Below are 21,861 nucleotides of genomic sequence, written 5' to 3'. Positions count from 1 at the left end.
CCAGGTTCTAAGAAAGCAGAAGCATAGTTAATAAAACCAATTATTGAATGACTCTTGACTAATGACTAATAACTAAGGACTAATAACTATGAAAGCAGTTTGCTGGCATGGTACTAACGATGTCAGGGTAGAAAACGTACCAGACCCTAAAATTCTTAACCCCCGTGATGCCATTATTAAAATTACTTCTACAGCCATTTGTGGCTCAGATTTACATATATATGATGGCTATATCCCCACCATGCAACAGGGTGATATTCTCGGTCATGAATTTATGGGAGAAGTCGTTGAAATAGGAAGTGCAGTCAAAAATGTGCAAATAGGCGATCGCGTTGTTGTTCCTTTTACTATTTCTTGCGGTTCTTGTTTCTTTTGTCAACGGCAATTATGGTCTTTGTGTGATAATTCCAACCCTAACGCCTGGATGGTAGAACTGCAAATGGGACATTCGCCAGCCGGTCTATTTGGCTACTCCCATTTATTCGGCGGTTACGCTGGCGGTCAAGCGGAATACGCCCGTGTACCGTTTGCTGACGTGGGTTTACTCAAAATTCCTGATAATCTCACAGATGAACAAGTATTATTTTTAACTGATATTTTCCCGACAGGCTACATGGCGGCGGAAAACTGTCATATCAAACCCGGTGATATTGTCGCTGTTTGGGGTTGTGGCCCAGTCGGACAATTTGCCATCAAAAGTGCATATATGCTGGGTGCAGAAAGAGTAATTGCTTTTGACCGTATCCCCGAACGTCTACAGATGGCGAAAGAATACGGTAAGGCGGAGGTTCTTAACTACGAGGAAGTCAATATTGGCGAAGCACTCAAAGAAATGACCGGCGGACGTGGCCCCGATGCTTGCATTGACGCAGTCGGAATGGAAGCCCACGGTACAGATATGATGGCTTTTTACGACCAAGTTAAGCAGGCTGTGCGGCTAGAAACAGACAGACCAACAGCCTTAAGACAAGTCATTGTTGCTTGTGGTAAAGGTGGTCATGTCTCATTAGCAGGTGTATACGGCGGTTTCCTCGACAAAATACCGATGGGTGCAGCCATGAACAAAGGTTTAACCTTCAAAATGGGACAAACCCATGTTCATAGATATTTAAAACCTTTATTAGAACGTATTCAAAACGGTGAAATTGATCCTTCCTTTGTCATCACCCACAAACTACCTTTAACAGAAGCACCCCACGGCTACGAAATTTTTAAACACAAACAAGATAACTGCATCAAAGTTGTACTCAAACCTTAAGGTGATGAACTTATGACTGACACCAGCGTCAAAAAAATTGACTCTTCCCATTCTCCCAAAGGTAAACTCGGTCAAAAATATTTAGCCTCCGGTAAAACTGTTTCTATGCGGCTTTGGGAAAATGAACAACCAGGAGAAGATAAACAAACAAGTCAACGTGAATATGAAACCGTTGGTTATGTAATTAATGGTCGTGCAGAACTGCACATTGAAGGACAAATGATTTTACTAGAACCTGGTAGTTCTTGGGTAGTTCCTAAAGGTGCAACTCATCACTACAATATTCTAGAGCCATTTACAGCAGTAGAAGCCACTAGCCCCCCTGCTCAAGTTCACGGACGTGACGAAAATTAAAACCAATTCGTAATTAAAGCGAAAAGACAGTCTGACACCTCGCCTCTAAATATTTTCAGCCGATTGAAGCTATTAGTCTGATACACAAATTATGATACATCTATAGATACCCGACTTTTTTAAAGAGTCGGGTATCTGAACATTCGCTATCTGTCAAAATCAATCGGAAGGAATTAATACCAATTGGAAAAATTATTGCGACCAATGTATTGCCCAAAAGCTTACCGATAAAGTATTCCACAATCCAAAATCTAAAATCTAAAATCCAAAATGGTAAGATGCGATCGCACCCAAGCGATAATTACGGTCTAGCCAAAATATGCTAACTGTTTTAATGCCTGATGTAGATTATTATGTGCATCCAAAGAGTTAATTTTGCTGTAACTATTTCCTATTTTTTATATTACTCCTGACTGATGTAGATAAAAGATTTACTTAGTTTCCTAGAAGCAAGAAGCCATAAAAATCAAAGGGCCACAACCACAGCCACCACAACCAGAACCACAACTTCATGCTACACCCCAAACTAGACCAGAACAACAAGGAGATGGTTCAAGAAAACCACCCATAGTTCAACATATTGGCTAGAAATAGTCATTAGTCATTAGTCATTAGTCATCACTCAGCACCGGCTAAACGCCGCACTACCGCTAACAGCACTCAGCACTCATCAGTTTTTCTCCCCCTGCCCCCTGCTCCCTGCCCCCGTGCCTCTTAACCCCAAGTGGGAGCTATGACCCCTCACCCCATTATTGACTTGCACGACGTAAAATAGAAAAACGATCACAGTAATTGCCGTGATCGTGGACGAATTAACTATACAAGCTAGATTGTACTATAAACCCGTGCTTGTTGACTTACCCCAATGTGGGGTTTTTTGTGTTGTATAGATATTTTTTTATCTGCTGACCCTTGCTGGTTCGACCCACTCATCCCAAGAACTGTCGTAACCAGTGTAGGTAACTTTATAACGATTACTACGAACTTCTAAAATTTTCCCATCGTACCATTTTCCTCTCCAGAGAATTCTGGCTGAATCACCAGCTTTAAATAATGCGCGAAAGCGCGCAGATCCAACCCACTCGTTCCAGGAGCTATCATAACCATCATAGGTAATATAACATCTGTTATTGTTTACTCCTAATACTGTAGCGGCATACCATTTTCCTTTCCAAAGCACTTCTGCTTTTTGTCCTACAGAACAGGGTGGAGCAGCCAAAGCACTGGGGATGAGTGTTCCTAGCCAAGTTGCCATAAAAAAGCCGGCAAACAGTAATTTATTTTTCATGTTTTCTATTGGGTGGTGAAATTTACTACTAGCTTTCACTATTTTCACCGTGCTGAATTAGCGATCGCCTCAGCAAGAACTAGGAATTTAAACCGCCGTTGATTATGATATTACTGAGTATCTTTGTCTGAAAAATCAGGTTTTGACAGAAATCATACTTAGTTAATATGAATTTATTGTAATGAGCTAGAAAACTGAATTTAGTTAAACTCCCTTAAACCCAGCTTTGTTTTCTATTTCCTGTTCTTTGGCTGTAGAAACTTCCTGATTAACCATTAAACGAGCAGAATTTTGCCGACGCAAGCTAATTTGACTAATCAAGATACCAATTAATATCAAACCACTACCAAAATATTGAGCAGGAGTTGGAGCTTCACCGAGAATTAGATAAGCTGCTACAATACCTGCCACGGGAGTAAAAGAACTAGCCAAAGAAGCTGTAGATACGCTAGCCACTCTCAAACCTTTAATCCAAAATGATTGACCGACGACAACAATTAAACCTCCATAAATCAACATCCATTTCCATAAAAAAGGTGAGAACACATCCATAAAATGGTGACTACCATAAAGCACAAGCGCAATCATAAAGAATACGACTGTGCCTAAAGCTGTGCGAAAAATACTGTAAATCCCCAAGGGAATATCAATTAGATGTTGTTTACTAATCACTGTCGCCAATGATAAAAATATTGCTCCTGTGGCTGCTAATAATTCACCTAAACCAATATTTAATCCCGCCATATTCATCCTTATTTCATCGCTTTGAGGCTGAATAAGAATAGTAATTAATACACCAATAAAAGCAGCGATCGCTCCGATAATTTCTCCTCTATTTACTCGTTCTTTTAAAACCACTATCGATAAAAATAATGTTAAGGGAACTTCTATACGTCCTATCAAAATGACATTATTAACATTGGTTAAAGCCAGGGATTGAAAAATTAACCCAGGGGCTAAAGCTCCTGCTAAAATCGCCACAACTATTAAATATAACCAATCTTTTCGAGTAATTTTTTGTAATGCTGTTTGATTCCACTGTCGCCCATAAATAAAAATCATTAAGAATAAAGCGCAGAGATTACCCACAAACAAAACATTACATAATGAAATTGGGTTGCGACCACCTAAGAAGTTTTCTGCACCAATTTCGGTCAGTTTGCGCGTTATTGCACTGGATGCGCCAAAAATTAACACTGCTAACCATAAATAAACTTGACCAGGAATTTGGTGTATGAAACGATTCTTTCTTCTTAACTTGGCCACAATTACACCACTCCCACTACACAATCATTCAATATATAGGACTAGTATTTGATTTTGAAAACCCTATCTTGTTACTTCTTAACCCCCATTCCTGATTCTGTGCTTATAAACCTGATTTTCCTGAGAAAATGCTGAGTATTCACTGAATCACTTGCACAGGTAAATTCAGGTAATTTCCATTTAGGCTTCAGGTGAACTTCAGTAGTTGTTGAGATGCTGTAATCGCTGGGATAAACCAAAAACGGAGTTACCAATGAAATTTGCACCATCTTTACTCACAACTGTTGCTTTAGCTGGAATGTTAACGGTCTTTGATGTTCCACTACAAGCTGTTAATCCTAATTGGGTACAAGCATCAGCAGAAGCAATGAAAGATGCTACAGGTTTGACTGCACAACAAAAAATCGATTTTCTCGCCAAACATAAAGGTCAGTTTGGTAGTGGCGATCAGTTGCGTCGTTTCTTCTTTGGCGACTTAGAACCACTGGGAGTTCAACCTGGTGGCGCAGGTATGGTAGTAAATCTTTATAACAAGGCTAATAATGTCACTATCTCTTACTGTGCAACTTATGATGTAGTAGTTGCCGTCAAAAAGGGCAAAATCAAAGCTTTTGCACCCGAAGAAGTTAAGTAATTACCTCATATATTATTTACTCAATAGATACCCGATTTGATGAGAAAATTGGGTATCTATAGGAATCATATTTGATTTCTGAAAAAAACTGCGAGATAATACGGTCAGAGAGACCTGTCTAATAAAGAACAATGATAAACCAGCATCTAGAAATGGCGATACCTGCGGCGGACGTAGTGATCGCAGAACTACAAGAATTTATAGATAGTCATCCAGATGCTCGTGAAGTAAGAAAAGCTTTGGCAGTAAAACTAGTTTATCAAGGTTACAAGTATGAAGAAATTCAAACAATTTTAGATGTGTCAGTTGGTTCAATAACAAGCTGGAAGCAAGCTTACCAGGAAAATGGAATTTTGGGTTTGCGCTTAAACTATAAAGGCAGAAAAAGTTATTTGAGTGATGAACAGTTCCTCCAAGTATTAAGTTGGTTGCAAACTAAAGAAATTTGGGAGCTGGGTGAACTGGAATATAAATTAGCATTTGAATATGATGTCATCTACGAATCGAAACGAAGTTACTATGATTTATTTGAAGCAGCAGGAATTAGTTGGAAAAAGACTACAGGCTTGAATCCAAAGGCTGATCAAGAGGTGGTGGCGGCAAAAAAAAACAAATTGAAACATTGCTGGCAAGCAACAGAGAGGAGATAGAAGCACGAAAGCTGAGAGTATTACTAATAGATGAGTGTCATTTATTATGGGGAGACGTAACTGGTTATGTTTGGGGAAGAACTGACCAAGAGATAGCAATTGAAGTCGTTAATGAACGAGATAAGCAGACATATTATGGTGCAGTTGATTATCTCGACGGAAAGCTACTCTTGAAAGCATATAATGCTGGTAATTCAAAGAATACGATTGATTATTTACGTTATTTATTAGACCAGTCTCCCGACCAAAGATTGCTTCTTATTTGGGATGGTGCTTCTTATCATCGTTCACATTTAGTTCAAGACTTTTTAGGCGAGATAAATCAAGGTTTACCGCCAGAAAAATGGAAAATTCATTGCATTCGTTTTGCTCCTAATTGTCCATCGCAAAATCCTATAGAGGATATTTGGTTACAAGCGAAAACCTGGATTCGACGCTTTTGTGCTTTAATTCCAACATTTCGCCATTTAAAGTGGATGTTTGAGTGGTTTCTCCGAAATACTATGTTTGATTTTATGTCCCTTCAGATGTACGGAGTTTTTTCAGAAATCAAATCCTAGTCCTATATTCATATCATGTCTACGTTTATCTATTGACGCACTCCCCACGCATCACAACTCGTACAAAACCTTACACCCCTATTTTCCAAAATTTCAGCTTTCAGCCACCTGATAGTATTAGAATTGTGGGCGATCGCTAAACTCATAAATTTCACAGTGCAAGGTTTTATTAATTTAAACAAGCCATTTGGCTGGACTTCTCATGATTGCGTGGCCAAGGCGCGAAAATTGTGCAAACTCAAACGTGTAGGACACGCGGGAACATTAGATCCAGCCGCTACTGGTGTGCTACCCATTGCAGTTGGTAAAGCTACAAGATTATTACAATATCTTCCCAGTGATAAAGCTTATAAAGCTACTATCCGCTTTGGGATGCAGACTACAACTGATGACTTACAAGGTGAAATCATCTCGTCCCAACCTGGCGCAGAATTAGATTTAGCACAAATAAAAACGGCATTAGCTAAATTTATCGGCAAAATAGAGCAAATTCCACCAATTTACAGTGCGATTCAAGTCGAAGGAAAACGCCTGTACGATTTAGCGCGTCAAGGTGCAGTCGTAGAAGTTCCCCCAAGGATAGTAGAAATTTATCACATAGAAATTTTAGATTGGCGAGTTGGAGATTTTCCCGAATTAGATGTAGAGATAGCCTGTGGTGGTGGCACATATATTCGGGCGATCGCTCGTGATTTAGGTACAGTGTTAAATACAGGCGGAACTCTCGCTGCTTTAGTACGTACTCAAAGCAGTGGTTTCAATTTAGCAGATAGTCTCACCTTAGATGAGTTAGAAACCCAACTCTCAAACGGGACATTTCAACCCACCCCACCAGATACAGCCTTACAACATCTCCCATCTGTAACTTTACCCAGTATTTCTGCTCAAAAATGGTGTCAGGGACAGCGCATTTCCCTCACTCCTGAAATCACCGGTCAGGTGCGAGTTTATGAAGCAACCCGTTTTTTGGGAATTGGGGAATTACAAGCGGGTGTATTAATTCCGCAAATGGTATTTGAACCTATTGCTTAAAATCTAGAAACATCACACAACAAAACGAATTAAGCCTTATGACACCAAGTGTTGACGTTTTGGGGATTTCCAGAAAATAAACTATCCAATTTATTTTTTCCAAAAAATCTGTCTTTCCCCCTGCTCCTTGCCCCCTGCCCCCCTGCCATCAAAGTGATAGTATATTTTTTAATTGGAAGTCCCTTGAATCACCTACGCTACACCATACCCTGTATACGGACGCTTGTAAGGCGGATGTAATCCCAAAACAATATCTTCCTTCGATACCCCCATTTCTACTAATGCTTGGGCAATATCTAGCTCAGTCGTATTGCGCTGAATCCAAATTTTGCCATCTTTAATGTCCAAATGGATAAAACAGTTATATACTCGCTTGAGTCCTTCCCAACCAACATCAAGTAATTGATAATGGTCATGTTCTCTATCAAAAATTAGCTGACACTCAACATCTGGGTTACTCTTTTCTATAGATGCTTGTTCAATTAGCAAGTTACGAATGCTTTGACGGTAGTATTCTATTCTCTCCATTCGATAACCTCTTCTTTAATTGGCTCATAGACAACAAGCTTTAGTTGATAAAGCTTGACCGCTTCTTTAACAAACAGTTCTTGGAAGAACGTTTTAAAAGTATCAAAAGGTACTGCTAGATAAAGCGTCCGGTCTGGTTCTTTCATTTGTAGAGCAAGCCGATAGTTGAGAAATTGCCCCAAAGCTACGTGAAAGTCAGTAATCGCTGAACTATTTAGAAAACTTTTTACTTCTACTGCAATTTTTCTACCTGCTTTCTCAGCTCCTAAAATTTTTTCTGCTGCTAAATCAATCTCAAACTTTACACCTTCAATTTTTATTATGAGTGGATCGGCTGTAATTATCCACTTTTCCTTCAGTAGTGCTTGTTTGACAGCCCCATGAAATAAGTCTTTAGCTGACATCGTTGATTATCTAATTATTTTACTTACCAAATAAACGCCCTCAAGAACCCTGTTTCTGATTTTGATAAAGCTTTAAGTTGTCACGGAATAGGGTGTTATTAGGTTCAAGAGTAACGGCTACTTCTATTTCTTTAATTCCCTCTTCTATTTTTCCTTGGTTGTACAACGCAATTCCCAAGTTATTGTGAGCTTTTGTAAAATTGGGGTCAATATTTAAGGCTTGGCGGTAAGATGCGATCGCCTCTTCTACTTTTCCTTGGTCAGACAGCGCAATCCCCAAGTTACAGTGAGCGTAGACATCATTGGAATCAAATTTCAAGGCTTGGCGGTAGGATGCGATCGCCTCTTCTAGTTTTTTCTGTGCATAGAGCGCAAGCCCCAGGTTATTGTGAGCTTTTGCATAATTGGGGTCAATATTTAAGACTTGGCGGTAGGATGCGATCGCCTCTTCTACTTTTCCTTGGTCATACAGTGTATTCCCCAAGTTATAGTAAGCTTTTGCATAACTGGGGTCAAATTTTAAGGCTTGGCGGTAGGATGCGATCGCCTTTTCTAGTTTTCCTTGGTCATACAGTGTATTCCCCAATCCATTGTGAGCTTTTGCAAAATTGGGGTCAATATTTAAGGCTTGGCGGTAGGATGCGATTGCCTCTTCTAGTTTTCCTTGATTGTAAAGTGTAATCCCCAGTCCATTGTGAGCGTATAAAGAGTTTGGCTCAAGACTGATAGCTGCTTTGTATTTCAGGATTGCTTCCTCAAAGTTCTTACCCTCACGCAAACTATCTGCTTCATTTATTAGAGTGGTGACTTGATATTGCAGGTCTTCCTGTGCTTTTGTAGTTGCTTGATGAGTTGATTCATTTTCAACTAATTGCGCCATTAAGAGTGCGATAGCTTCCCGAATTCCCTTAACAACTTCCACAAACGCTTCATCCCTATCAGCCCAACTTTTAATCGGTTTACGATTTTTCGGTAATGGTAATAGTTCCTTGAGCCGAGGAACATCCCAATCAACATGACGCAGCAGCACGGGAATCACACAGGTTTTCTTCGCTGCGTTCTGCTCTAAGGCTCGTGTCACTTCCACTGTCCAGTGATAGTCAGAGTCTAGGAAATCAGGACTAATTAACAGTAGAATTAAACCCGCTTGATTGAGGCGTTGATCAATTTCTCCTTTAATATCTTGCCCTGGAATAATTTTGCGATCGTGCCAACTAGAAATCACCTCTTGCCGACGTAAAGATGCTAAATGCTTCTCTAACTCTTGACGAAATTCCTCATCTTTCTCATGATAAGAGATAAAAACTTCAATAGATTTCATAGCGAATAGGGCAAGATGCGGGCTGAGTTACAAAGTGAACTACAAAAGTTTCTGCTCAATTTCTTCAAGCTGATGATCTAATCTATCTTGTTCTGCCTGAGCTTCCTTGATTTGGGATTCCAACTTAAACTTTGTCGTTACATCCGTTTCAATAGAATATGCTTGGCGCAGTCTGTCTAGTTTGTTACTTACAGTATCATATTGCTGCTGTAATGAATCCCGTTCTTGCTCTAATCTCCGACGTTGCCTATCAGTTATTCCACCTTGACTAGTGGTTACAGGTGTAGTGTTCACAACAGAACTACCGGAGGCTTTTGATTTAGCGATTTCTTCAGCCACCCGACGAATCCCTTTTGCAATATCTGAAAAAGCCTCATCCTGATTTGTCCAAGTCGTCACCGGTTTCGCATTTTTGGGTAATGCTTGCAGTTTGCTAAAAGGTGTATCATTCCAATCTACCGGCTTGAGAATAATCGGAATTACACGGGCTTCTTTGCTCTCATAGCGTTCCATCGCCCGCATCATTTCCTTGTCATAACAGTAATCTGAAGCCAAAAAGTTAGCACTCACTAACAGTAAAACAATATCTGCAATGTTGAGATTATCATCAATAGCATCAGCCCAATTGCTGCCAGCAATGATGGCTCTGTCATGCCAAGCCTCAATTACACCCTGATGTTTCATTGTACTCAGATGAGTGGCTAATTCATCCCGCAAAGCTTCATCTTTGTGAGAGTAAGAAAAAAATACCTTGACTGGATTAGACATAAATTTAGAAGTAAAAGAAATGAAAATTACTGTATATTAATATACATTTTTTAGACAAAAATCAAACATTTTTATTCAAGTATTAAATATTACGGTTAAATTGATCCATCTGCAACCTGTAAGTTTCAGAACATAACTTTTTAAAGAACTCAGGGAGTGATATTTCTAATATAAACGAGTATTTCTTGTAATAGATGCACTCATCATGTACCTTACTGATACTATATACAGAAGTATATTGTCACAATTTGGAGATTAAGAAAAAGTTATCACTCTAAATAATAAATATCTAGTAATGATGTTTATTTGCAAATGACTAATTATTGGTGAATGCACATTTTGACGGCATTTCTGACTTTGTTCAAATTACAAATGAGTACCATTTTTATGGATATCTCATCATCAATGATCACCATTGATTCCATCAAAAAAGCCTAAACATAGCACTAAATAAAGTCAACTAGAGAGGAAGACAAAATGTCAAATAGCTCAGGGTTGTATATCATACTAGTCAGTGTTCACGGCTTAATTAGAGGTCATAATCTAGAGTTAGGACGAGACGCTGACACCGGTGGACAAACAAAATACGTAGTTGAACTCGCCGCCACATTAGCTAAACATCCCGAAGTAGAAAGAGTTGACTTAGTAACTCGGTTGATACAAGACCCCAAGGTGAGTGCTGATTATGCTCAACCAGTAGAAATTCTCTCCGACAAAGCCCAAATCATTCGTCTAGCCTGTGGCCCCCGGCGTTACCTCCGCAAAGAAGTTCTGTGGCCTTATTTAGATAGCTTTGCAGATGAACTACTCAAACACATCCGCAAAGTCGGCAAAATACCAAACGTCATTCACACACACTATGCTGATGCTGGCTACGTAGGTAGTCGAGTGGCTGGTTGGTTAGGTACACCCCTGGTGCATACAGGTCATTCACTAGGAAGGGTGAAACTGCAACGATTACTAGAACATGGAACTAAGCCAGAAGTAATAGAAGAAAACTTTCACATCAGCACTCGCATTGAAGCCGAAGAAATTACCCTGGGTGGTGCAGCTTTAGTCATCGCCAGCACTAATCAAGAAGTTGAAGAACAATATAGCGTCTATGACCGCTACCAACCAGAAAGAATGGAAGTGATTCCCCCTGGTGTGACTTTAGAACGTTTTTACCCAGTCCCCGATAATTGGCAAAATCCCCCGATTTACGAAAAGTTAAAACGATTTTTGCATGATCCGCAAAAGCCGATGATCACGGCGATTTCCCGTCCGGCTATTCGGAAAAATGTCGGTAGTCTCATCAAAGCCTATGGTGAAGATCCTCAATTGCGTGAGCTAGCTAATTTGGTAATTGTGCTAGGAAATCGCGACGACATCACCACGATGGAATCAGGGCCACGCCAAGTTTTGACCGAAATATTGCAATTAATCGATCGCTATGACCTTTATGGTCATGTCGCCTATCCCAAACATCATACATCTGATGATGTCCCCGACTTATATCGCTTGACAGCCAAAACACAGGGCGTATTTATTAATCCCGCCCTCACTGAACCCTTTGGACTAACTCTGATTGAAGCCACAGCTTGCGGTGTACCGATTATCGCCACATCTGACGGCGGCCCTAGAGATATTATCGCCGCTTGTGATAATGGACTATTAGTAGACCCCTTAAATATTCAAGACATTCAAAATGCACTGCGAACAGCCTTAACTGACCATCAGCAATGGCAAAAATGGTCTAGTAATGGTTTAACTAATGTCCGCAAACATTTCTCATGGGAAAGTCACATTGAGCATTATTTAGAAAAAGTCCGTCGCTTCCCCCAACAAAAGATACAGTCTTTACTCAGTCCTTTAATTGTCTTTCCCGCCACAGAACATCCTGGTTGGAACATACCAGAAACTAACCACCTACCTACAGCCGATCGCTTTTTAGTCACAGAAATAGATAATACACTCTTAGGCGATCAAGAAGCTTTAGAGACTTTGATTGAACGCATCCGTGAACAAGGACAGACAACAGGAGTCGGAATTGCTACTGGGCGCAGTCTCAAAAGTACCTTAAATATGTTAGAAGAATGGGAATTTCCCATGCCTGATTTACTCATTACTTCCACTGGTAGCGAAATTTACTATGGGCCAAGAATTGTCACAGATACTACTTGGCAAAAACATATTAGCCACAATTGGCAACCAGAAGCCATTCGGGAAGCAATGAAAGATATTCCTGGCGTGGAATTGCAGCCAGCAGACGCTCAAGGAAAATTTAAAATCAGCTACTTTGTGGATTCTAGCGTATCCCCCAGCTACCGAGAAATTATCCGCCATTTGCGTCGTCAACAACTCCCCGTCAAAGGTATTTACAGCCATGATATGTATCTTGACCTATTACCTATCCGCGCTTCTAAGGGAGATGCCCTGCGTTACATAGCTTTAAAATGGGGTTTACCCGTAAAACGCTTTTTAGTCGCCGGTGCATCAGGGAACGACGAAACCATGTTAGCCGGTAATACCTTAGCCGTTGTGGTTGGAAATTACAGCGAAGAACTGCAAAAGTTACATGGCTATGCTCAGATTTACTTTGCCCAAGGACAATACGCCTGGGGAATTTTAGAAGCACTAGATTACTACGACTTTTTCGGGAGTCTGTCCCAAACTCAACCCGAAATGGTGTTGGTGTAATGGTCAATAGTCAATAGTCAATAGTCAATAGTCATTAGTCATTAGTCAATGGTCAATAGTCACTACTTATTACTCATTACTCATTACTCATTACTCATTACTCATTACTCATTACTCATTACTCATTACTCACCACTCAGCACTCAGCACTCAGCACTCATCACTTAATATGGGCTTTTCCACTGATTTAGTTAACTTGGGTAAGTATCTCTCTGGGGAATTTGATAATCGAGAACAGGCGATCGCAGAACCTATATGGTATGTCCATTTACGTTTGTGGCAACGACCTGTGCAGCTATTTACGGAGGACAGCATCACGATATTTGCCGAACAAGCTAATATCTTGAATTTAGACAGTCCTTATCGCCAACGTGTGATACGGATAATGCCTGGCAAATTTGATGCTGCTTTGCAAGTGCAATACTATATGCCTAAAAATTACAGTGCCTTAGCTGGCGGGGGTCGAAATCCCGATTTACTAAAGGCACTGACTCTAGAGCAATTAGAATTGTTACCAGGTTGTATTCTCAAGGTAACTCAACAAGAGATAGCGGTTAACCAATATAAATTTGTTGCGAGTCCGCCTACGGATACTCGCTGCACCTTCACTTATCAAGGTAATACTATCCAAGTTTCTTTAGGATTTGAAGTTACAGAAATGGCTTTATATAGCTACGATAAAGGCATTGATCAAATAACAGGTAAAGCAACTTGGGGCGCGATTATGGGGCCTTATCGCTACACAAAACGAGAGCAGTATTGAGTGCTGTTAGCAGAAGCGGGGCGTTGAGCAGTGTGCTAATTGTTGAGGTAGACGAACCATTTAGAACTCATCACTTGTGACTCAGCACTTTTTTGGTTTAGCACTCTTTTAACTAGCCATACTGCGAGGTACACCTTCTAAAGCTTCCTCTTCAGTTTCCAAAATTTCAAATACTGTATCCATCATGGTGACTTCAAATACTAATTTGGCTTCTGGATGAACGTTGCATATGCGGAAACTGCCTTTAACTTTATCTGCGTCGCGCATACCAGCTACCAAAGATGTCAGGCCGGAACTATCGATAAAGTTTACTTGACCAAGATTCACCACTACATGACGGCTGAGTTTAGAAATACATTCTTGTAATTTCAGGCGAAATTGCCAAGCTGTGGTGATATCTAAGCGACCGGATGGTGTCAAGACAATGACTGTATTACCGTCTTGAGTTGTGTAGGTGGTTTGTTCTATGTGAATCACTAAGCCCCCTGTGGCACTTATCTTAAAGTTGACTGTGGTTAAGTGATACCAATTCAGAGTCAAACAAGTTAGGTGCTATCTGGGTTTTCCAGGTTGTATCCGTAACTGATTTTTAGAGAATTGGTAATAGTACAGCAAAGCACATTTACAGGCTCTATCTCAATAGTCGGAAAAGCTTACGTAATCAGCTTTCTGGACTACTAATCTTGACAAGTGAAAGTTGCTTTTCTGTACTAGTCCTGGAATTGATGAGCCATAACACCACTCTGAAAAAAGTAGTAATTTATTTAACCCACCAACTACAGGACTATTCAGTGCTGAAACTCGAATTTAACAAGACACAGCTAAATTTGTCACCTTTTTTTTTAAATAGGTGCTTACCTTTAGTAGTTTAACTCACCAAATCTGTGCTGAGTACCCAGATAAGATTACTGAGTCAGCGAGAAAGACTTTTGAAATTTTCATTGTCCTTGGTAAGTTACTGATGACTACCCTGGGTAATTCACTATCCCACAGTGTTAATTGTGTGGTGAGGGCTGCTTACCACCACGTAATAATTCAGTGCTATTTACTAGGTTGCCAGTTAATCCAATCTTGAGGCTTGAGAAAAGTATTATACAATTCAGCTTCGGGGGTATTAGGTTCGGGTTGATAACCATATTCCCAGCGCACCAAGGGGGGTAAGGACATTAAAATTGATTCTGTTCGTCCGTTGGTTTGTAAACCAAAGATGGTGCCTCGGTCGTAAACTAAGTTAAATTCGACGTATCTACCACGACGGTAAAGTTGAAAATTACGTTCGCGATCGCCGTATTCTATTCCATGACGACGTTCTACGATGGGAACATAAGCGGGTAAAAAGGCTGCACCGGAACTTTGTACAAAGCTAAATAAATCTTCCCAAGTGCGTTGTGCGGGGATTCCTACTTGGTCGCTATATTGGGCGGCTTCGCCTTTGGGGTCGGGGCCACGATACAACACCCCTTGACCATCTTGATAATCGAAAAATAAGCCGCCTACACCGCGTGTTTCGTCTCGATGCTTGAGGTAGAAATACTCATCACACCAACGTTTAAATACTGGGTAATATTCTGGATGATGTTGGTCACAAGCTTGCTTGAGTGTCTTGTGGAAATGGGCGGCATCTTCTGCAAAGGGATAATAAGGTGTTAAGTCCGCACCGCCACCAAACCACCATACGGGGCCAGCTTCAAAATAACGGTAGTTGAGGTGAACTGTAGGCACATAAGGGTTACGGGGATGTAATACCAAAGATGTACCAGTGGCATAAAAGCCGTGACCTTCTGCCTCTGGACGCTGCTTTAAAATAGAGGGAGGCAGATGGGAACCCCAAACTTCAGAAAAATTTACACCAGCTTGTTCAAATATTGCACCATCACGCAGCACACGCGATCGCCCGCCACCTCCCTCTGGACGTTCCCAACTATCTTCGTGAAACGTACCCACACCATCCAGCTTGGCTAATGTTTGTGAAATTTCATCTTGTAAACTTTTCATAAAATGACTGACACGCGCCTTGGCATCAGTCCCAGGTAAAGATGTGGATAATTTTGCTTCTACAGTTGGGGTTTGCGAATTAGTTACCATGAGACTCCCGAACTAAATGACGTTTTTCAAAACTGCCACAAATTTTAATTGTAAAAATTTGTGGTAAGGACGAGCCGAAAATGAGGATCAACTTGCCCAAACACCTTTTTGCTTGTTAAACATTTACATGATCAATGGGCGTGATTAGAGTTATTTTCCCTCAAATGCGTATAGGCTTGTATATTGATTAAATTTTTGTTGTACTTCTTGATGGGAACATTCTGGTATCAAGGTCAAACTCATTTGAGGGCTGTTAGCGGAAGCGCGGCGTTTAGCCGGTGTTGTTAGCGGAAGCGGGGCGTTTAGCCCGTGTTGAGTGCTGAGTGCTGAGTATTGAGTGCTGAGTATTGAGTGCTGAGGACAGTGAATCACAGTAGCAGACTATGCCAGAGAGTTACCAGCAAGTGTGTAGCGAGGAGGATTGGCAAATGAAAGCTTGGTTATCCAAATTCGTCCACCGCAAACACCGTCGGTTTTGTGTTTCTCTGGTACGGACATATCGAGAAATTAGTCCTGCTTCTGTAGACGATCTCTGGCAAAAGGTAGTTGACTTAACGGATGTTTCCTGGCATCCACTAATTAAAAGTACAAATGTACCCTATGGATTAGTGCCTAAACCTGGATTAATTTATCAAGCCGTCACACGTTTTTCACCAATTCCCATTCGGATTTTTGTGGAACGAGTCAACCCTAGAGAATTGCTGAGTATTAGAGTCATGGCTATTCCTGGTGTAGAAGAACGGGTGACTTATCAAGTCGAGTCTACTGTCTGTGGTACTTGTTTATCTTACTCAGTCACCCTCCGGGGTTGGTTATCACCTTTGATTTGGTCTTTTTCTCGTCCCTATGTAGACCGTGTGGCACGTTCTTTAGTGGAATCTGTGGAGAAAGCTGCCTTTGGGGGTGTTCCAGGGCAGAAAAAGCCATTGCGCGAAATTGGGGAATGGTAATTAATGGGGCATGGGGAATTGGGCATTGGGCATTGGGCATTGAGGTAAAATTTCCCCTGTCTACCTTGTCCCCCTTGTCTCCTTTTCCCAATCCCCAATCCCCAGTCCCCAGTCCCCAGTCCCCAATCCCTAATCTTTTAACTTCGTATTTCTTTACTTTTAAATTTAGAATTAATCGCAACTAGTGGTTTTACTAAGTATTTATTCCTACTTTTGGGGTGGTTTTGAGTGTAACAATCACCTAAAAAATAAAAAAAATCCCGAAATCTATATAAATTAATGGTTTCATCTATCCACATCTGGCTTGAACACCTTAGAATGATTCATTGAAAAGTCGAGCCGATGGGATTTACGGGCATTTTGAGTAGAAATACTCCCCAAGGACGATTTTTGTGTTCGGTAAAACAGAGATTTCGGTAAAGATGCGACACAGTGCATCTAGAAAAAATCTCCCTTCAAACTTAAGGAGTTCCAAATGAACAAGGGTGAATTAGTCGATGCTGTAGCTGAAAAGGCTAGTGTAACTAAAAAGCAAGCTGATGCTGTCTTAACTGCGGCTTTGGAAACGATTATTGAGGCTGTTTCCTCTGGCGATAAAGTCACGCTGGTAGGTTTTGGCTCTTTTGAATCACGGGAACGCAAAGCCCGTGAAGGTCGTAACCCCAAAACTAACGAAAAGATGGAAATTCCTGCAACTAGAGTTCCTGCTTTTTCTGCTGGTAAGCTGTTTAGAGAAAAAGTTGCGCCCCCAAAATCATAGGCGTTAATGTTAGGAATTTTGATTTGATGCGGCAACCGGTTCATGGGGGAAATTTAGCTTGGGCAGCAGCACTAGCAGGCTGTCCAAGGGATGCGATTGTGGATTTTTCTGCGAGTATCAGCCCCCTTGGCCCACCCGAAAGTGCGATCGCTGCTATTCAATCGCACATGGGTAATCTCAGGCACTATCCAGACCCAGATTACAGTGACCTGAGATTAGCCTTGGGTAACTTCCATCAGCTACCGCCAGAGTGGATTCTGCCGGGTAACGGTTCAGCAGAATTACTGACTTTGGCGGGTAGAGAATTATCTCAATTGACCGCAACTGTATTAATTACTCCAGCTTTTGGCGACTACTACCGCACCTTGGCGGCTGATAACGCTAAAGTTCTGGAGTTTCCCATTTCTTTGGGGACTGGGGATTGGGGACTGGGGATTGGGGACTGGGGATTGGGGACTGGGGATTGGGGACTGGGGGTTGGGACATTAAAGGAAACGATAGAATCAACTTCTCGTTTATGCCCCTACACCCCTACACCCCTATACCCCTACACCCCTACTAAAGACTGTGCTTTGTTACTAAACAACCCCCACAACCCAACGGGCAAACTGTTCTTACGGGAGGAGATTTTGCCTTACTTAGAGGAGTTTGCTTTGGTGGTTGTGGATGAGGCTTTTATGGATTTTGTTCCTCCTGATGAGGAACAAAGTCTGATTGCACTGGTGCAGGAATATGCCAATTTGGTCGTTTTGCGATCGCTAACAAAATTTTACAGTCTACCTGGGCTGAGATTAGGATATGCGATCGCTCACCCTAACCGTCTGCAAAAATGGCAGTCATGGCGAGATCCTTGGCCTGTGAATACCTTGGCCGCCGCCGCCGCCATTGCGTCTATTCAAGATCAAGAATTTCAAACCCAAACTTGGCAATGGCTACCACCCACACGCCAGCAACTGTTTCAAGGTTTAGCTGCTATCCCTAGATTAAAACCCTTACCCAGTGCAGCTAACTTTTTATTAGTGGAGACAGAAAAATCAAGTGTACAGTTACAGCAGCAATTACTCCAGCATCACCAGATTTTAATCCGCGATTGTCTCAGTTTTAAAGAACTAGGCGATCGCTTCTTCCGCGTAGCCGTCCGTTCTGAAGCTGATAATCAACGCTTGTTAGCAGCTTTAGAAGTGCTGAGTAATGAGTAATGAGTAATGAGTAATGAGTAATGAGTAATGAGTAATGAGTAATGAGTAATGAGTAATGAGTAATGAGTAATGAGTAATGAGTAATGAGTGGTGTTGCGGTAGCACAGCGTTTAGTCGGTGTTGAGTAAGAAAAGTAAGTAATAAGTTCTTAGCCAATGACTAATGACTAATGACTATTGACTAATGATTAATGATTAATGACTAATGACTAATGACCATTGACCATTGACTAATGACTAATGACTAATGACTAATGACTAATAACAATGACTCTTGACTACGATGTTGTAATTGTTGGCGGTAGTCTGGCTGGACGTTATGCAGCTTTATTGGCTACCCAATTCAAAGCTAAAGTTGCCTTGGTGGAATCTCAGGTAGATTATGGGTTAATTTATCGTCAGGCTATGGGGCAAATTGCTCACCTTGCCCAGTCTGGAGATGATTTAGCCAATTTCGGTCTTTCCAGCATACACACAGATACAACAGCAAAATTACTCTCTGCTATCAACTGGGAAGAAGCCATACTGTATTCCCAGGGTGTTGTAGCTAATATTCAAGCACAAACCTCTCCTGGTGTACTTGCAGCCCAGGGAGTTGATGTGATTTTTGGTAGTGGTCAATTTTCTAATACGCCTGATTTAGCATTTACTATCAACCAACGCCGACTACGAGGACGTACTTATTTACTAGCTAATGGTTCTCGTCCAGCTATTCCAGAGATTGAGGGATTAAAAGCCACTGGCTATCTAACTCTGGCTAATATTTGGCAAGCTTTTAAAGCAGCAAAACCCCCTCAAGATTTGGTCATTCTCGGTGGTGTTCCCCAAAGTATTGAAATTGCTCAAACTTTAGCTAAATTGGGTTGTAGAGTTATTTTAATTATCAATCACCCTTATTTAATTCCCCATATTGACCCAGAAATTTCTCAGTTACTATTAGCACAATTAGAAGCTGACGGTGTGCGGGTATTGACAGAAGAAATAGTTAGTCAGGTGAGGAAAATTGATGATAAAAAATGGCTTCAGGTAGGGGATAAGGCCATTGAAGTTGATGAAATTTTAGTTGCAACTGCACAGCAACCTAATATTGAACCATTAAATTTGCCAGCAGCAAATGTAAAAGTATCTCAGCAACGTTTATTGATTAATGAAAAACTGCAAACTACAAACCGCAGAATTTATGCTTGTGGTGATGTAATTGGTGGTTATGATTTTGCAAATATCGCTCAATATGAAGCGAAAATTGCGATTAAAAATGCTCTATTCTTACCTAAATTTAAAGTTAATTACTCTCATATTCCTTGGGCAATATTTTCTGAGCCAACGTTGACAAGAGTCGGTTTAACACCAAAACAAGCACAACGCCGATTTGGAAACAAGGAAATTATAGTTTTACGACAATATTATAAATCAATAGCCGCAGCCCAATTAGAAAATCAAATGACAGGCGTTTGTCAGTTAATTGTTTCACGTAAGGGAGAAATTTTAGGGGCTACTATTTTCGGTAAGGATGCTAGAGAATTAATTAACCTGATTGCTTTAGCGATTAATCAAAAAATCTCTGTGCAGAAATTAGCTCATTTTTCACCTATTTATCCTAGTTTCTCAGAAATTTTAGAACAAATAGCGAGAGAATGGAATTATCAGCAATTGCATCATGATTTAGCTCGGCAAGAACGGTTAGAAAGTTTCTTTTATTTCCGGCGTAATTGGAATTTGTAAACAGTGTAGTCACAAATAACTTCTGGAAAGCGGATGATTAGAAAAATCAACATGATTATTTTCTTGTGCCTCAGTATCAATTTGACGAGATTGATTGAAACTTTTTGAAATCTAAACCCCAACCCCTTCCCTTTTATGGAATGGCAGCAAGAATCAAAATCTTTGTGCTTGCAAGGAAAAGGCAAATCACGTTTTTTTGGATTTTAAATAAGTAAAGACAGACTTATCTCCAATATCGGGAGGAATGGCTTGCAAGGCTTTACGTACAGCAAATACTAAAAATAAAATTGCCCAACATCCTAAGAGAAATTGTTCTATTTGAATAGGTAAAATACCTAATAAATGACCTAGTAATAATGTTGGTACAATCGCAGTTAAAAATTTAGTTTCCAGACGATGAAAGCAAAAAGCTTCTTTAAAATAAATTCCTGTTAAAGCTGCAAAAGTAAACCCAACACCAAATAAAGTTAGTGGTTGATTGTAAACAGTCAGTGCAAAAGGCTGACTATCAAAATGTCCAATGACAAATGAGGAAATAATCCCAATTAGCCAGAATGCTTGCAACACTCTGTGCAGAAATGCCATGTAAATGTGTATCGTTAATAAGCTCACACCCAAAGCCAGACTAAAACAAGTGTATAGTGGGGTGATGACTGGAATAACGCTGAGTTGATGGTTAAATAATACTAAACCCGTAGCGATCGCAAAACTCAACGCCGCTACCATTAACCCAGTACGATAGATAATTACCCCAGTGCGATCGCTTGGAGTAATTGTAAATTCCCCAAACTGTCCTTGATAAACTTCCGCTTGAGATATTGTTTGTGTATTCACTGTTCCCTATTCCCTGTTGACAAAAATAGCACTTCCAATTCATCAGACAAATTGATTCCCATCTGCAAATTTGCATTACCCCCATTGATGGCAATTTCTACCCAACCGTGACTTCCCACTAAAGCAAGAGCCTCTCCTAATGCTACATCAGTGTAGGTTTTACCCCCTGGAATTCGCACCCCTGAAATCTGCACACACCATTTTTGAGACTGCACAGAACTTTCTGGAATATTACTTACTAAATTACCAAAATGATCTATATATTGAATGCAGCCCCATACACCAGTATTTGTTAAGTTACATTGCTGAATATTTAATTTTATTAAGCTGGCTAGATCAATTTCTCTGCCTAACTGTTGTAAAGCCACACCACTGGCAAGATGAGCCGCTACAGGTGCGAAAATATCTCTACCGTGAAAAGTCTTGCTAGGTTGGGGGGTTCGCCAATATTTGGGGTTAGTCAGTTCAACTGCTGCAATAGCGGGACTTTCGGCTAATACACCGCTAAATATGCCATTATCAGGCCCCACCAAAAACCCATCCGCAAATTCTACAGCGATCGCCCTTCTTTGACTACCCACCCCTGGATCTACCACAGCTAGGTGTACTGTCCCTTTCGGGAAATAAGGACAGGCATTCATCAAGCAAAATCTAGCTACAGCAATATTTTGGGCTGGAATATGGTGTATTAAGTCTACAGTCCTCAATTGCGGGTTAATTTGAGCAATTACCCCTTTCATTACCGCTACATAGACATCGCGATCGCCAAAATCGCTTAATAAAGTCACAAGTGACAACATAAGAATT

23 protein-coding genes are annotated in these 21,861 nt (G+C 40.7%); 11 read left to right on the top strand and 12 right to left on the bottom strand.

Translation table 11 applies throughout. The features are described from left to right. Positions 1–88: 88 nt before the first annotated feature. Together CV014_RS12050 and CV014_RS12045 are read left to right on the top strand one after the other, a co-directional pair. Positions 89–1,258 (top strand): zinc-dependent alcohol dehydrogenase, encoded by a 1,170-nt coding sequence (locus tag CV014_RS12050; protein ID WP_236142241.1) that lies wholly within the window; start codon positions 89–91, stop codon positions 1,256–1,258. Between the two features lie 12 nt (positions 1,259–1,270). Next, a complete protein-coding gene (locus tag CV014_RS12045) occupies positions 1,271–1,612 on the top strand; it encodes a cupin domain-containing protein (protein ID WP_236142240.1) in 342 nt (113 codons plus the stop codon). 898 nt (positions 1,613–2,510) lie between these two features. On the opposite strand, the gene CV014_RS12040 is transcribed toward CV014_RS12045, so the two are convergent. After that, a complete protein-coding gene (locus tag CV014_RS12040; protein WP_236142239.1) occupies positions 2,511–2,900 on the bottom strand; it encodes an agenet domain-containing protein in 390 nt (129 codons plus the stop codon). 204 nt (positions 2,901–3,104) lie between these two features. Further along, positions 3,105–4,166, bottom strand: coding sequence for a DMT family transporter (locus CV014_RS12035; RefSeq protein WP_236142238.1), 1,062 nt, complete (start codon positions 4,164–4,166; stop codon positions 3,105–3,107). 253 nt (positions 4,167–4,419) lie between these two features. Between CV014_RS12035 and CV014_RS12030 the strand changes: the two genes are divergently transcribed. The 3 genes from CV014_RS12030 (at position 4,420) to truB (ending at position 7,042) form a co-directional block, all read left to right on the top strand. Next, a complete protein-coding gene (locus CV014_RS12030) occupies positions 4,420–4,800 on the top strand; it encodes a hypothetical protein (protein ID WP_236142237.1) in 381 nt (126 codons plus the stop codon). 131 nt (positions 4,801–4,931) lie between these two features. After that, positions 4,932–6,010 (top strand): IS630 family transposase gene (locus CV014_RS12025; protein WP_236140190.1). Its coding sequence is split into 2 segments (ribosomal slippage): positions 4,932–5,400 and positions 5,400–6,010, totalling 1,080 coding nucleotides; the frame shifts between segments, so codons are not numbered across the junction. Positions 6,011–6,166: 156 nt separating this feature from the next. After that, positions 6,167–7,042, top strand: a complete 876-nt coding sequence (gene truB, locus CV014_RS12020) for a tRNA pseudouridine(55) synthase TruB (protein WP_236142236.1) — start codon at positions 6,167–6,169, stop codon at positions 7,040–7,042. Positions 7,043–7,234: 192 nt separating this feature from the next. Here the strand turns inward: truB and CV014_RS12015 are convergent, their stop codons facing one another. From CV014_RS12015 to CV014_RS12000, 4 genes are read right to left on the bottom strand one after another with little or no spacing between them, the layout of a single operon-like run. Beyond that, a complete protein-coding gene (locus CV014_RS12015) occupies positions 7,235–7,570 on the bottom strand; it encodes a XisI protein (RefSeq protein ID WP_103137914.1) in 336 nt (111 codons plus the stop codon). Continuing rightward, on the bottom strand, positions 7,558–7,974 hold the full coding sequence (locus CV014_RS12010) for a XisH family protein (RefSeq protein WP_236142235.1): 417 nt from the start codon (positions 7,972–7,974) through the stop codon (positions 7,558–7,560). Before CV014_RS12010 ends, CV014_RS12015 begins: the two co-directional genes overlap by 13 nt. A 40-nt stretch (positions 7,975–8,014) precedes the next feature. Then, positions 8,015–9,295, bottom strand: a complete 1,281-nt coding sequence (locus CV014_RS12005) for a toll/interleukin-1 receptor domain-containing protein (RefSeq protein ID WP_236142234.1) — start codon at positions 9,293–9,295, stop codon at positions 8,015–8,017. Between the two features lie 39 nt (positions 9,296–9,334). Beyond that, positions 9,335–10,063 (bottom strand): toll/interleukin-1 receptor domain-containing protein, encoded by a 729-nt coding sequence (locus tag CV014_RS12000; protein ID WP_236142233.1) that lies wholly within the window; start codon positions 10,061–10,063, stop codon positions 9,335–9,337. Between the two features lie 477 nt (positions 10,064–10,540). Here CV014_RS12000 and CV014_RS11995 point away from each other — a divergent pair, with 477 nt between their 5' ends. Continuing rightward, positions 10,541–12,742, top strand: coding sequence for an HAD-IIB family hydrolase (locus CV014_RS11995; protein WP_236142232.1), 2,202 nt, complete (start codon positions 10,541–10,543; stop codon positions 12,740–12,742). Between the two features lie 169 nt (positions 12,743–12,911). Then, on the top strand, positions 12,912–13,505 hold the full coding sequence (locus CV014_RS11990) for a chromophore lyase CpcT/CpeT (RefSeq protein WP_236142231.1): 594 nt from the start codon (positions 12,912–12,914) through the stop codon (positions 13,503–13,505). A gap of 108 nt (positions 13,506–13,613) precedes the next feature. On the opposite strand, the gene CV014_RS11985 is transcribed toward CV014_RS11990, so the two are convergent. The 3 genes from CV014_RS11985 to CV014_RS11975 all read right to left on the bottom strand — a co-directional run bounded on the left by CV014_RS11985 (position 13,614) and on the right by CV014_RS11975 (position 15,962). Continuing rightward, positions 13,614–13,982, bottom strand: coding sequence for an STAS domain-containing protein (locus tag CV014_RS11985; RefSeq protein ID WP_236142261.1), 369 nt, complete (start codon positions 13,980–13,982; stop codon positions 13,614–13,616). 564 nt (positions 13,983–14,546) lie between these two features. After that, the gene (hemF, locus tag CV014_RS11980) at positions 14,547–15,590 is read right to left on the bottom strand and encodes an oxygen-dependent coproporphyrinogen oxidase (RefSeq protein ID WP_236142230.1); all 1,044 of its coding nucleotides are present in this window, start codon (positions 15,588–15,590) and stop codon (positions 14,547–14,549) included. A gap of 150 nt (positions 15,591–15,740) precedes the next feature. After that, complete coding sequence (locus CV014_RS11975) at positions 15,741–15,962, bottom strand: hypothetical protein (RefSeq protein ID WP_236142229.1); 222 nt, start codon at positions 15,960–15,962, stop codon at positions 15,741–15,743. A 56-nt stretch (positions 15,963–16,018) separates the two neighbouring features. On the opposite strand from CV014_RS11975, the gene CV014_RS11970 reads away from it, so the two are divergent. The 3 genes from CV014_RS11970 (at position 16,019) to cobD (ending at position 18,499) form a co-directional block, all read left to right on the top strand. Then, on the top strand, positions 16,019–16,540 hold the full coding sequence (locus tag CV014_RS11970; protein ID WP_236142260.1) for an SRPBCC family protein: 522 nt from the start codon (positions 16,019–16,021) through the stop codon (positions 16,538–16,540). 475 nt (positions 16,541–17,015) lie between these two features. Beyond that, positions 17,016–17,300, top strand: a complete 285-nt coding sequence (locus CV014_RS11965; RefSeq protein WP_103137906.1) for an HU family DNA-binding protein — start codon at positions 17,016–17,018, stop codon at positions 17,298–17,300. 26 nt (positions 17,301–17,326) lie between these two features. Further along, entirely contained in the window at positions 17,327–18,499 is a 1,173-nt protein-coding gene (cobD, locus tag CV014_RS11960) for a threonine-phosphate decarboxylase CobD (protein WP_236142259.1), read from the top strand. On the opposite strand, the gene CV014_RS11955 is transcribed toward cobD, so the two are convergent. After that, entirely contained in the window at positions 18,476–18,655 is a 180-nt protein-coding gene (locus tag CV014_RS11955; RefSeq protein ID WP_236142228.1) for a hypothetical protein, read from the bottom strand. The genes cobD and CV014_RS11955 overlap by 24 nt on opposite strands. 110 nt (positions 18,656–18,765) lie before the next feature. On the opposite strand from CV014_RS11955, the gene CV014_RS11950 reads away from it, so the two are divergent. After that, positions 18,766–20,220 carry a dihydrolipoyl dehydrogenase family protein gene (locus tag CV014_RS11950; RefSeq protein WP_236142227.1) on the top strand — a complete coding sequence of 485 codons (1,455 nt, stop codon included), beginning with the start codon at positions 18,766–18,768 and terminating at the stop codon, positions 20,218–20,220. 186 nt (positions 20,221–20,406) lie between these two features. Here CV014_RS11950 and CV014_RS11945 read toward each other — a convergent pair whose 3' ends face one another. Continuing rightward, positions 20,407–21,054: a DUF2301 domain-containing membrane protein gene (locus CV014_RS11945; protein WP_236142226.1), complete on the bottom strand. Its 648-nt coding sequence runs from the start codon at positions 21,052–21,054 to the stop codon at positions 20,407–20,409. Then, on the bottom strand, positions 21,051–21,854 hold the full coding sequence (locus tag CV014_RS11940) for an SAM hydrolase/SAM-dependent halogenase family protein (protein WP_236142225.1): 804 nt from the start codon (positions 21,852–21,854) through the stop codon (positions 21,051–21,053). The genes CV014_RS11945 and CV014_RS11940 overlap by 4 nt, the downstream gene beginning before the upstream one ends. Positions 21,855–21,861 lie beyond the last annotated feature (7 nt).

It is taken from the genome of Nostoc sp. CMAA1605 (genome assembly GCF_021596505.1).
Lineage (GTDB): Bacteria > Cyanobacteriota > Cyanobacteriia > Cyanobacteriales > Nostocaceae > Trichormus.
This window is presented reverse-complemented; position numbering and strand designations above follow the sequence as displayed.

Bases quoted from the DNA above. Each gene is read 5' to 3' on its own strand.
- CV014_RS12050 (WP_236142241.1), top strand. From the start codon at position 89: ATGAAAGCAGTTTGCTGGCATGGTACTAACGATGTCAGGGTAGAAAAC.
- CV014_RS12045 (WP_236142240.1), top strand. From the start codon at position 1,271: ATGACTGACACCAGCGTCAAAAAAATTGACTCTTCCCATTCTCCCAAA.
- CV014_RS12040 (WP_236142239.1), bottom strand. From the start codon at position 2,900: ATGAAAAATAAATTACTGTTTGCCGGCTTTTTTATGGCAACTTGGCTA.
- CV014_RS12030 (WP_236142237.1), top strand. From the start codon at position 4,420: ATGAAATTTGCACCATCTTTACTCACAACTGTTGCTTTAGCTGGAATG.
- CV014_RS12015 (WP_103137914.1), bottom strand. From the start codon at position 7,570: ATGGAGAGAATAGAATACTACCGTCAAAGCATTCGTAACTTGCTAATT.
- CV014_RS12010 (WP_236142235.1), bottom strand. From the start codon at position 7,974: ATGTCAGCTAAAGACTTATTTCATGGGGCTGTCAAACAAGCACTACTG.
- CV014_RS12005 (WP_236142234.1), bottom strand. From the start codon at position 9,295: ATGAAATCTATTGAAGTTTTTATCTCTTATCATGAGAAAGATGAGGAA.
- CV014_RS12000 (WP_236142233.1), bottom strand. From the start codon at position 10,063: ATGTCTAATCCAGTCAAGGTATTTTTTTCTTACTCTCACAAAGATGAA.
- CV014_RS11995 (WP_236142232.1), top strand. From the start codon at position 10,541: ATGTCAAATAGCTCAGGGTTGTATATCATACTAGTCAGTGTTCACGGC.
- CV014_RS11990 (WP_236142231.1), top strand. From the start codon at position 12,912: ATGGGCTTTTCCACTGATTTAGTTAACTTGGGTAAGTATCTCTCTGGG.
- hemF (WP_236142230.1), bottom strand. From the start codon at position 15,590: ATGGTAACTAATTCGCAAACCCCAACTGTAGAAGCAAAATTATCCACA.
- CV014_RS11970 (WP_236142260.1), top strand. From the start codon at position 16,019: ATGAAAGCTTGGTTATCCAAATTCGTCCACCGCAAACACCGTCGGTTT.
- CV014_RS11965 (WP_103137906.1), top strand. From the start codon at position 17,016: ATGAACAAGGGTGAATTAGTCGATGCTGTAGCTGAAAAGGCTAGTGTA.
- cobD (WP_236142259.1), top strand. From the start codon at position 17,327: ATGCGGCAACCGGTTCATGGGGGAAATTTAGCTTGGGCAGCAGCACTA.
- CV014_RS11950 (WP_236142227.1), top strand. From the start codon at position 18,766: ATGACTCTTGACTACGATGTTGTAATTGTTGGCGGTAGTCTGGCTGGA.
- CV014_RS11940 (WP_236142225.1), bottom strand. From the start codon at position 21,854: ATGTTGTCACTTGTGACTTTATTAAGCGATTTTGGCGATCGCGATGTC.